Genomic DNA, 11,974 nt, shown 5'->3' with positions numbered 1-11,974 from the left:
GACCGCTACAACTACCCCAAGTGGTTTAACCGTCGATTTCACCTATGATGGCTCAGGAACACCACCGTCAGAAGTTGGCACTTATGCATTGGAAGCCACAATTAATGATCCGAATTATACTGGTTCAGCCAGTGGTACTTTTGAAATCACAAAATCACCAGCCACCGTCACTCTCGGTACTACGAGTGTAGTTTATAATGGTTCCGGACAATCTGCTACAGCTACGACAACGCCTTCCGGCCTGGACTTGATTTTCACCTACAATGGATCAACTATCTTACCGGTAAATGCTGGCACGTACGCGTTGGAGGTGACCGTAGACGATGCCAATTATCAGGGCTCAGCCAGCGGCACATTTGAGATAACCAAGGCCGCAGCTACCGTTACTCTGGGCACCACAAGTGTCGTATACAGCGGTTCGCCTCAATCCGCCACTGCTACGACTACCCCCACGGGTTTGACGGTTGATTTTACCTATGATGGTTCAACCACTCCACCAACAAATGCGGGTACGTATGCTCTGGAAGCCACTATCAATGATACCAACTATGAAGGCTCGGCTTCGGGTACCTTTGAAATCACTAAAGCCAGTGCAACGGTAACATTCAACTCATTAAGTGCCGTGTTTGATGGAACACCCAAGTCGGCATCTGCTACTACATCGCCTTCGGGGCTTTCCTTGGCGTATACTTACAACGGATCAGCTACACCACCTACCAATGCAGGGAGCTATACTGTAGTGGCTACCGTGAATAACCCAAATTATACCGGATCTGCTACTGATGTATTCGTCATTCAGAAAGCTACGGCAACCATTACCTTTGGTAGTCTGGCTTTTGTATATGACGGCACGGCAAAAAATGCCACAGCAACTACGACGCCTTCCGGCCTGACAGTAACCTTTACCTATGACGGTTCTGCATCAGCGCCTGTTAATGCAGGAAGTTATTCAGTACTAGCTACTGTCAACACACCTAATTATACAGGTTCTGCGACAGGTACACTTACCATTAGTAAGGCCACGGCCACTGTCAGTATATCTAATCTTAATCAAAACTATGACGGCAGCCCTAAACCTGTAACGGTAACTACTATACCCTCAGGGCTAACGACCATAATCACCTATAATGGCTCCACAACAGCACCAACAGCAGCAGGCTCATATAGCGTGCAGGCTACAATTAATGAAACTAATTATACCGGATCAGCCTCTGGTACTTTGAAAATAAATGCTCCGCCAACGACCTCCGGAATATTGGATGTTAATGTCAACGAGGATGCGGCTAATTTTGTAATTAACCTTATGCAGGCTTTTGATGATGCGGAAGATGATGATAATAGCCTCATCTATACTATTCAGAGCAATTCGAATCCCTCACTTTTTAGTAATATATTCATTAATTCATCAAAAAGGCTTGTGATCGATTTTGCGGCTGATAAATATGGAGATGCTGATATTGTGATCCGGGTCACGGACACCGGAGGACTATGGGTTGAAGACCAGTTTCATGTCAACATAGCCTCAGTTCAGGATAACCCGAAAATAACAACTACACCCATAACCGGTATTCTCCAAGGAGAGAGCTATTTATATGAACCGGTAGCAACGGATGCAGATGAAGCAGATGTACTGACTTATACGAATGTTTTCAAACCGTCATGGCTTACATTCACGGATAAGGGAGGCGGATCAGGCGAACTGAGTGGTATTGCGGCAGTCTCTGATATAGGTGATCACTTCGTGTCCCTTGAGGTAAGTGATGATAAAGGCAACAAGGATACACAGAACTTTACTATTACCGTGGCTGCTTCCAATGAGCAACCGGTTTTCACCTCAACTCCTGTTACCGCTGTAGCAGAAGATGCCTCATATACTTATAATATAACCACAACTGATCCGGATAATAATAACCGCACGATAACTGCTCCAACCTTGCCTACATGGCTGACACTTACTGATAATGGAAACGGAACGGCCACACTGCAAGGAACGCCAGCCAATGCTAATGTAGGGAGTCATGCAGTACTTTTAAGGGTAACAGATATTTTTGGTATTTCGTCAGATCAGTCTTTTAGTATTGCTGTTTCCAATACTAATGATGCTCCTGAGTTTACTTCTCCGCCGGTGCTTTCTGCCAGGCAAAGTGTGACTTATACTTACAACATTTCTACCTCTGATGTTGACGCAGGGGATAGTCGGTCAATAGTATCAACTACTGCACTGCCTGCATGGCTCAGCCTCACCGATAATGGTAATGGCTCAGCAACTTTGACAGGTGTACATCCGGTGAATGAAACCAATAACCTGACTTATCCTATTAACCTGAAAGTGCAGGACACTGGAGGGGCTAGTGATACCCAATCGTTTACCATTACGGTACAGTACGAAAATAATCCGCCAACATTGGATCCTATTGCAGACCTTGGGCCGTTGAGCGAAGATGCGGGAGCAGTCACTGTGCCGCTAAGCGGAATTACAGCAGGAACAGGGGAGAGCCAGCAGTTGACAATAACGGCTACTTCTGATAACACCGATCTCATCAATAATTTTACCATCAACTATACCAGTCCGGAGCCGACAGGTTCGATAGTGTTTCAGCCCGTGGCAGATGCCTATGGTACCGCTACGGTTACCGTAACGGTTAAGGATAATGGAGCGACCGTGAAAAATAGCACTGAGCGCACCTTCATGGTAACTGTAAATCCTATAAACGACAAGCCCGTATTCACCAGCAGTGTCTCGGATATTCGTGTAGTTGGAGGAGAGGAATATATCTACAATATTACCACCAACGATGTTGACGAGGGTGATGTGTTGACCATTACCGGTGACATTGAGGCGCCCTGGTTATCGCTTTCAGATGCGGGGGATGGTACGGCTGTGCTTTCCGGTACAGTGCCTGCAGATGCCACGGGTGATTTCCTGGTGGTTTTAACAGTGACGGATGGTTTAGGAGAATTTTCTACCCAGTCCTATACCATTGGAATTAATCAATTACCGCAGGTTGGCGATATCGCACTTACAATTAATGAGGACGAAGGCTATTCGTTTAGCGTTAGTGACTTTAGTGCAGGGTATCAGGATGCTGACGGTGACAATATTAACAAGATCAGGATTGAATCTGTACCAAGCCTGGTAGGTAGTTTTGAGTGGAAAGGAGAGCCGTTGACCCCCGGTGATGAGGTGCAGGTTACCGGTGGAACCATTAGTGGTTTCATTTATACAGGGCCAAAAGACCAAAGCGGACAAACCAGCTTTAACTGGAGTGCTTACGATGGCTTTGGCTGGTCGCAGCAACAAGCCAGGCTTACCATCAATATTGTTTCTGTAAATGATGCTCCATTCTTAACTAATGCTGATGATACCTTGTATTATAGTCAGGGTGACCCTGCCCGTATGATAACAGAAACGCTGATCATAAATGATGTTGATAATGCTGATATCGCGGGTGCGACCATAAGGATTGAAACCGGGTATGTTAACGGAGAAGATGAACTGCTTTATGATAATACGTTAAACCCTAACATCACGGGGAGCTTTGATGCTGCACAAGGGGTTTTGACACTTACCGGTATTGATAAAAGATCGGTTTATGAAGATGCACTGGCCAATGTTCAGTACCGTAATACTGTGCTGGGTGTTACGGATGTTTTGAATAAAAGTGTATCAGTTACAGTAACCGATGGGGTGGAGACCAGCAATAAGGTGATCAGGCAGATAAAAATTGCCGAAGTACTGCCTGATGTTAAGATATTCAATGCATTCACTCCCAATGACGATGGATCAAATGATACCTGGTATTTTGATAACCTGAGCTTTTATTCGGTTATAAAAATTTCTGTTTTTGATGAGAAGGGTTTGAGAGTTTATTCATGCTCTACAAGTGATTGCGAATGGGACGGTACCTATAATGGTAAACCCCTGGCGGCAGGGCCTTACTTTTATACCATCGATCTTAATAATGGAAAGCGTCAATATAAGGGTACGGTAACAATATTTAAATAGCTCCGATTATGCTGCGTCTTTACTTTTAGAGTAGTTATAACTTTTGATTATTTCAGTTGTTTGTCAAGAGTAACAGTTAGTTAATGACTGGCAATACTCAATAATTAAAAGATAGCGTTCGCAGTGAAACTGAGCATTTTATATAAATCTTTTTTGATCATCATCCTTTCGGGTATTCATACAATTGTAGTTGCTCAACCGGAATTTACCAGCACTCCGGTAGAAGAGGGTAAATTAGATGAAAAATACGAGTACAATATTACAACAACCGATTTTTGGTTTTTTTCGAGGGAAATAATATTGTCGGGCGGTACTTTACCTGATGGCCTGAAGCTGAAGGATGAGGGTGATGGTACGGCCAAACTGGAAGGTAAACCCAAAGAAGCCGGGGTTTTCCCGATAGAACTGATGGTACGAAGGGTTTATAACCATAACGAGTATTCTGTTCAGTCTTTCACACTTACGATACATAAAAAAGAAGCAACAGTGGCCCTGCATGATTTAAATACAACTTACGATGGTGCTCCTCATATTCCGGGAGTGTCAACGTCTCCCGGAGGACTTAATGTGGATCTGACTTACAATGGTTCCCCATCAGCTCCCGTAAATGCCGGGTCGTACACTGTAGAGGCTGTTATTAATGACCCGGAGTATGAGGGAAGCACCACAGGTATGCTGGTTGTTGAAAAGGCAGCGGCAACAATACAATTGACCACCACTTCAACCATTTATAACGGGAGTCCGCAGCAAGTATCTGCCACTACATCGCCTTCTGGTCTTGCAGTAACCTTTTTATATAATGGTGCATCTACTGCACCAACCAATGCGGGGAAGTATTCTGTGACAGCCCTTATAGATGATCCAAACTATAGCGGAACTGCCAGCAGTTCTTTTACTATACAAAAAAGGGAGGTAGTGGTTACACTGTCAAACCTCGTGGCTGCCTATGACGGTTCCGCAAAACCGGTATCGGTAACTACTGACCCTGATGACCTTAACGTGCAGGTGACCTATAATGGTATGGTTTCGCCCCCTGTAGATAAAGGCTCATACGCTGTAGAGGCTGTTGTGCAGGAGCAAAACTACTTCGGTGAGGCTAGTGCTACATTGGTGATCAATGACAGTGGAGAAGGCGGGGGTGATGGTGCCGGAGGAAGGCCGGTGATCAGCAATTTAGAACGTGATGCTATAACTTACCGCCAGGGTGATCCCGGTATACCGGTAAGTAGAACGTTGATCATCAATGATTTTGATGATACTGAAATGGAGGGAGCCAAGGTGTCCATTGATGTCAATTATTCCATGGATGATGATGTGCTTCTGTATGATAATGAGGAAAATAAAAATATTACTTCTGAATTTGACCCACAGCAAGGTGTACTTACTTTAACGGGAACAGATACCCGCTCGAATTATGAAATAGCACTATCAAGGGTTAAATACAAGAACAGAATATTAGGAGAAACCAATGTTACAGCAAAGCGCATCACCATAACTGTGGACGATGGATCGTACGAGAGTAATCCGGTTTCAAGAGACATAAACATTTATGTACTTCCCGAATTAGATATAGTAAATGCTTTTACTCCGAATGGAGATAATGTAAATGATTATTGGAATTTTGTAAATTTGGAACTTTATTCGGTAATCTCAATTTCGATATTTGATAACAATGGAACAGAGGTATACGAGTGCAGCGGCACGGATTGCCAGTGGGATGGCAGATACAGGGGCAAAATGCTGCCTGCCGGGGCTTATTTCTATACCATTGATCTGGATAACGGAAAGAGAACATACCGGGGTACGGTGACACTATTAAGATGACAGTTACAACAAAGTATATCGGTTTACTGCTTTCTTTAGGCTTGATGATCGTGAGTTTGAGATCATACGGTCAGCAGCAGACTTTTACACAGTATTATTTAAACTTACCTTCGGAAAACCCCGGTTTTACCGGAATGGAGCCATATCTGGATGTGAAGAGCGCATTCCGCCAGCGATGGAACGGATTTGAGGATAAGAATAACTCTATTTATTTAAGTGCCTATGCCTCGCTGGGCAGAACATCACCGACAGTATTTAAAAACAATTCACTAAGGATAAGCAATCCGGAAGCCTACGATAAAGTAGCCAGCTCCAGTTCGTTAAAACGCATGCATGGGGTTGGTGGTATGGTGACATCGCAGACAGTTGGTCCATTTAAATCCATGTCTGCAAACCTGAACTACGCCTATCACCTGCCCGTATCCCGTAATTTAAGCTTGTCAATGGGTGCAAGGGTGCGTTACATTAATTACGACGTAAACCTCAATGGTTATACTTTTCGAGAGGAGAGCGACCCGTTTATCGATATGTTGAAGGACTCGAATGGAGGAAAGCAACAACAGTTTGTTGGGGATTTTGGAATGACTCTCTACAGTGATAAATTTTATATGGGTTTTTCATCTTCCAATTTAATCTCAGAAAATATGAGTGGGGGAGAATTGCTACAACTTACTTCCGATGCTTCATATCATGCCATCACAGGAGTACAATTCAGTTTGAGTCCGATAATTGATCTTTATCCTGGTGCAAGGGTAAGCTACAGCGACCTGTACGGGGTCACCTGGGAGGCCAATGCCCGTATAAGGTATAGTGAAATGATCTATCTCGGCCTCGCCTATGAAAATGATGTAAAAGCTGCACTACTTTTTGGTTTGACTTTTGAGAACAAGTACAGTATTAATTATTCTTATGACTACTATCTTAATGATTTAAAGGAGTTTACAACAGGTAATCATGAATTCACGCTAGGAATAGCCATTTTTAATAAATATTCTACTCCTGCAAGACTATGGTAGGTCAGTAACATAAGATAACCAAAGATAAATGCATATTCAGAGTTTAACATTCACCATATTATTATTTACCGGAATAGTTTTTGTCAGTCAGGCTCAGGATTTTGAGTTTTCTGAGCCGGTAAAGCTGGGTAATTCAGTTAATTCTGATTCAGAAGAGGTAAATCCAATCCTGTCCAGGGATGGTCAGCACCTGTATTTTGTCAGGGCACTTCACAATGGAAATACCGGCGGGAAATATGCAGGAATGGATATCTGGGTTTCTGAAAAACAAGACGATGGTGAGTGGGGCAACGCTACCAATAACATCGGGGTACTGAATAATAAAGATAACAATGCAGTTATTGGGATTAAGCAAGGCAATGAGGTGCTTTACCTCCTTAATACCTATAATAACCACAGGGGTATTGCTTTCACTAAAAAATATAACGGAAAATGGACAACACCGGAGGTCATTGATATTCCCGGGGTTAATCGTAACGACTTTGTGGGATTTTACATGAGTCCGTCATATGATGTGCTGCTGATTTCCATGAAAGGGGATAAGTCGCAAATGAATGAAGACCTGTATGTAAGCCTGAAGAACAACAGTGGGTACTGGACAAAACCGGTTAATCTGGGTACAACTATAAATACCGCCGGTTTTGAAATCAGCCCGTTTCTATCAGATGATAAAAAGAGGCTGTACTTTGCCAGCAATGGACATGGAGGCTATGGTGATGCAGACCTTTTTGTATCTGAGCGCCTGTACGATAGCTGGACGGTTTGGAGCAAGCCCAGAAACCTTGGAGGTAAGATCAATAGCCCGGGGTTTGATGCCTATCTCACTATTGGTGCAGATTCCACGGTGATGTTCACAAGTAACAGAGAAGGAAATTTGTCAGATATTTATCAAAGCAGAATAGTTGGTGTAGAGCAGAACACACAGACTGCCCTTAAGGAGAGTCTGATTGAAGAGGCCAGAAGAATACTGGCAGACCTTAGGAATGAAGGTTCCAAACGAGAACATTTTATTGCTTTTGAAAACCAGTCCTATGAAATCCCGGAAAATCAGAAAACAATATTATCTGATGTGGTAAAAGATTTGAATTATCAGCGTTACTCCCGGATAAATTTACTCAGTTTTGCAGATGAAAATGAAAATGCCGAGGTTAACAATAAAAGATTGGATAAAATTGTAAATTATTTGAAGCTTTCTGGAATTAATGAGGATAAGATAAGTGTTACTAGTTCTGGGAAGTTGTATAGTGCTGAATCGGGAGGTGCTGTAAGCGAAAAGCAACAAGGTGTTTTAATTATAATTTCTAATCCACCAAATTAATTGCAGATAAAGAAATGAATGTTTATTATCTCATAAATCTAATAAAGAAGCGGTTATGGCTGCTGATTATCATTCCGATAATAGGAGCAACTGTTGCCTTTATAGTAATGTCAAGCCTGCCTAAGAACTACAGATCCAGTGCGCAGCTTGCTACCGGTTTCACTACGGATGAATCGGTGAAGTTAACGGATGAAAAATTTAACATGGGTAAAACTGCTCAGGATTTTAATAACCTGATAGAGCAGATCAATTCAGAGTTGGTAGTTACCCTGGTTTCATACAACCTTATTATTCATGACCTTACCTCGGAGACGCCTTTCAGAACGGTCGATTACTCCGAAAATGAGGACATCAAAAGGCCAACACCAGAGCAAAAGCAGGAATGGGTGAAGATATACAAGGAGAAGCTAAACTCTATGCAATTACTGTCAGCTTTTGATCCGGTGGAAGTAAAACTTCTGGAGCAGTTGAAATTGTATAAGTACAACTCTTTTTGGTTAAAGGAAAGCGGCCTGAATATTCACAGGGTTAAGAATTCTGACTTTATCTCTATAGAATTTACGTCTGAAAACCCAATGCTGTCTGCTTATGTGGTCAACACATTGAGTGATGAGTTTATTCGTTACAACAGAAATCTGAAATCGTCATTGTCTGATGAGTCTGTGTCACTTCTGGCTAAACTTGTGGATGAGAAGAAGGCTGTTCTTGACGAGCATACAGCGAGGCTTAATGACTTCAAAAGCAACAATCAGGTGCTTAACCAGCAGTTGGAAAGTGACTTAAAGATCAATCAGATCATGGAGTATGAGGTGAAGAAACGCGAGGAGGAAGGCAACATAAAAGCACTCCGGCTTTCCATAATCCAGACTAAAAATAAGCTGGACAGAGCCAGTAGTAAAAACGGGCGGAACAATGCTAAAGTACTTCAATTGAGGGACAGGATCAATAAGCTTAACCAGCTCTATATTGATGGAGGCTCTCAGGATGCCGAGCTGGAAAGAACTATCGCCCAGTTGCGGGATGAAATGCAAACTGAAATGACCAAATTGGGTACGGAAGCCACTCTGCTTGATGAAGCTGCACTACAGGAGGAACTGGACAGTTACGAATTGCAACTTGATATTGCTGAGTCCAACTTAGCAAGTATAAACAATACCCTGGGCAGGCTCAGGGCTCAAATATCATCGCACAATACAAAAGAGTATACCCTTGAAGGCCTGACTAAGGAAGTTGAGCTGGCAACCAAGGAATACAATCAGGCGCTGGATAAATATAACGAATACAAAAACCGCTCTCTGGTTTTAGGAAGTTCAATCAGAATCGTCAAAGAAGGACAACCTGCGCTTGAACCCGAGTCTTCCCATACACTGATCATCACTGCTCTGGCTGGCTTTAGTGGCTTTGCCCTATGTGTGGTGTTTATAGTATTGATGGAGTTTGTAGACTTTAGGATCAAGACCAGTGATAACTTCAGGAAAGTTACCAAACTTCAACTGGCCGGTACGGTAAACAGGATCGCCACTAAAAACCTGAAACTAACGGATATATTCAGTGAGAACAATCATCATCCTGATCTGATAGTCTTTAAACAACTGCTTCGAAAGATCAGGTTTGAGCTTGAGGGCTCAGGAGCTCACTCTGTATTGGTAACCAGTACTAAAATGGGAGAGGGTAAGACCTTTTTTATTCTTTGCCTGGCCTATTCATTGAGCCTTATCAAAAAGAAAATACTTATTATCGACACCAACTTTAAGAATAACGGCCTTACCAAACAATTGCTTGTAAAGCCTAATTTTCACAAGATGCTGGAGGAAGGTGATAAGCGTAGAAAGAACTATCTGATCAACGCACCAAATCAGGAAGGTACCCCTGTAGATGAAGAGCAGGAAGATCAGGACTTCACCAGAAAGATCATTTACCCTACAGGACACCGGAATATAGACATTATCGGTAGCAATCCATCGACCAACTCTCCGATGGAAATACTTGCAGGGCGTGACTTTAAGAAAATGATCAAGACCTTTCAGCAAAACTATGACTATATTTTAATGGAAGGAGCCGCCCTGAATGATTTCCCTGATACCAAGGAGCTGGTAGAATATGTTGATGTGGTACTGCCGGTATTTTCTGCCGAGTCGACCATAAAGCAGCAAGATAAGGAGTCAATCAGTTACCTGAAATCACTGAATGGTCGTTTAATGGGAGCGGTACTCAATAAAGTGGAGAATGAAAATCTAAAAATCTAAAAACACTTAATCCATCGGATGATTCAAGGCAGAGATATTGTCGTTATAGGCATACAACCATGGGATATTTCAATAGGCAGCAACTGCAAAAACCTTGCGGAGGAGTTTGCGAAACATAACAGGGTGCTTTATGTCAATGAGCCGCTCAACAGGATCACCAGCATCAGGGAAAAACATACCGAGGAGGTAAAGAAAAGGCAGGAGATCATTAAAGGACGCCAAAATGGGCTGGTTCAGGTGTCAGATAGCCTATGGACACTCTATCCTAAGAAAATGATAGAAAGTATTAACTGGGTGCCTAAATCTCCACTCTATACGTTCCTGAATAAGCGCAACAACCGGATTTTCTATGAGGAAATAGAGCAAACGCTTGACGAGCTTTCTTTCAAGGACGTTATACTGTTTAATGACAGTTCGATGTTTTTGGGTTTTTATGCAAAAGAGATGTTATCGCCAGACCTCTCAATTTACTATATCCGTGACAACCTGGTTTCTCAGGATTATTTTGCAAGGCACGGGCTTGAAATGGAACCCGAGCTGGCTCAAAAATATGATGCTGTGGTTGGGAACTCCGATTTCCTTGCCAACTATCTTAAAGAGTATAATGAACACTCATACATGGTTGGGCAGGGGTGCGACCTTTCATTGTTTGACCGTGGCAAAATCTCCGGCAGGCCTGAAGATATGAAGGACATCCCCGGGCCTGTAGTAGGTTACCTGGGGTACCTTACCAGTATGCGGCTGGATATACCACTGATGGAGCATCTGGCCGGCTCTATGAAGGAAGGTAGTCTGGTGCTGGTAGGTCCGGAAGATGATGATTTCAAACAATCAAAGCTGCATAACATGGATAACGTCTACTTCCTTGGAAATAAGCAGGCACACCAACTCCCACAATACATTGCTGCGTTTGATGTAGCTATAAACCCACAGGCGGTCAATGACCTCACGATTGGTAACTACCCCCGAAAAGTGGATGAATACCTGGCTATGGGCAAGCCTGTAGTGGCTACCTATACCGAAGCAATGATCTACTTTGAAAAATACGTGTACCTGAGCAAGAGCGTTCAGGAGTTCGCAGAATTGATCGGAAGGGCCATTGCTGAAGATAATGAACAGATAGCAGAAGAGCGTATTGCATTTGCCAAGTCTCATACCTGGGAAAATAATGCTGAAAATATTTATCAGGTAATGAAAAGGGTGATGGAAGAAAAGGATGTAAAAGCATCATAAACTCCTGCATTATTTTCAATGCTATTTGAAGATGATTAATCAAGCCATTCTTCTTTAGGCGTTTTCTATTGGACGTAAATTGAGAGGGAATTCAGGCCATAGCTAACCTTCTGCATGGGCTGAAATAAGGACAACCACCACGAGGTTGCGAGTGGCTTTTCCCTAAGCAATAAGTTTTTTATAAGCTCCAACCATACAAAGACCCCAGGGGCTATCTATTCAGCAAAAGGTGAAGTCTTTTGTAATAGTATACATCAGGCAAGAGGCCCGAAAGGCAGTCCCTTAGGCTGTTCCCCAATGTTTAGGCTAATGCCACACTTCAAATGCTTGT

The 11,974-nt window shown here is 42.9% G+C and carries 6 protein-coding genes; all 6 read left to right on the top strand.

Features of this window, described 5'->3' with window-relative positions; genetic code table 11:
* On the top strand, positions 1 to 4,006 hold a 4,006-nt coding region (locus tag E1163_RS12870; protein ID WP_155172349.1), incomplete at its 5' end, for an MBG domain-containing protein.
* A 123-nt stretch (positions 4,007 to 4,129) separates the two neighbouring features.
* The gene (locus E1163_RS12865; RefSeq protein WP_155172346.1) at positions 4,130 to 5,830 is read left to right on the top strand and encodes an MBG domain-containing protein; all 1,701 of its coding nucleotides are present in this window, start codon (positions 4,130 to 4,132) and stop codon (positions 5,828 to 5,830) included.
* Positions 5,827 to 6,846: a PorP/SprF family type IX secretion system membrane protein gene (locus E1163_RS12860; RefSeq protein ID WP_155172343.1), complete on the top strand. Its 1,020-nt coding sequence runs from the start codon at positions 5,827 to 5,829 to the stop codon at positions 6,844 to 6,846. The genes E1163_RS12865 and E1163_RS12860 overlap by 4 nt, the downstream gene beginning before the upstream one ends.
* A 28-nt stretch (positions 6,847 to 6,874) precedes the next feature.
* Complete coding sequence (locus E1163_RS12855; protein WP_155172340.1) at positions 6,875 to 8,164, top strand: OmpA family protein; 1,290 nt, start codon at positions 6,875 to 6,877, stop codon at positions 8,162 to 8,164.
* A 14-nt stretch (positions 8,165 to 8,178) separates the two neighbouring features.
* Positions 8,179 to 10,410, top strand: a complete 2,232-nt coding sequence (locus tag E1163_RS12850; protein ID WP_155172337.1) for an exopolysaccharide transport family protein — start codon at positions 8,179 to 8,181, stop codon at positions 10,408 to 10,410.
* 18 nt (positions 10,411 to 10,428) lie between these two features.
* Positions 10,429 to 11,643 carry a glycosyltransferase gene (locus E1163_RS12845; protein ID WP_155172334.1) on the top strand — a complete coding sequence of 405 codons (1,215 nt, stop codon included), beginning with the start codon at positions 10,429 to 10,431 and terminating at the stop codon, positions 11,641 to 11,643.
* The last annotated feature ends 331 nt before the right edge of the window (positions 11,644 to 11,974 follow it).

Source organism: Fulvivirga kasyanovii (assembly GCF_009711405.1).
Taxonomy (GTDB): domain Bacteria; phylum Bacteroidota; class Bacteroidia; order Cytophagales; family Cyclobacteriaceae; genus Fulvivirga; species Fulvivirga kasyanovii.
Note: the sequence above shows the minus strand (reverse complement) of the source record. Positions and strands in the feature narration are given on the sequence as shown.

What these genes read in the sequence shown, in the direction of transcription:
- E1163_RS12860 (WP_155172343.1), top strand. Translation starts at nt 5,827, where the DNA reads ATGACAGTTACAACAAAGTATATCGGTTTACTGCTTTCTTTAGGCTTG.
- E1163_RS12855 (WP_155172340.1), top strand. Translation starts at nt 6,875, where the DNA reads ATGCATATTCAGAGTTTAACATTCACCATATTATTATTTACCGGAATA.
- E1163_RS12850 (WP_155172337.1), top strand. Translation starts at nt 8,179, where the DNA reads ATGAATGTTTATTATCTCATAAATCTAATAAAGAAGCGGTTATGGCTG.
- E1163_RS12845 (WP_155172334.1), top strand. Translation starts at nt 10,429, where the DNA reads ATGATTCAAGGCAGAGATATTGTCGTTATAGGCATACAACCATGGGAT.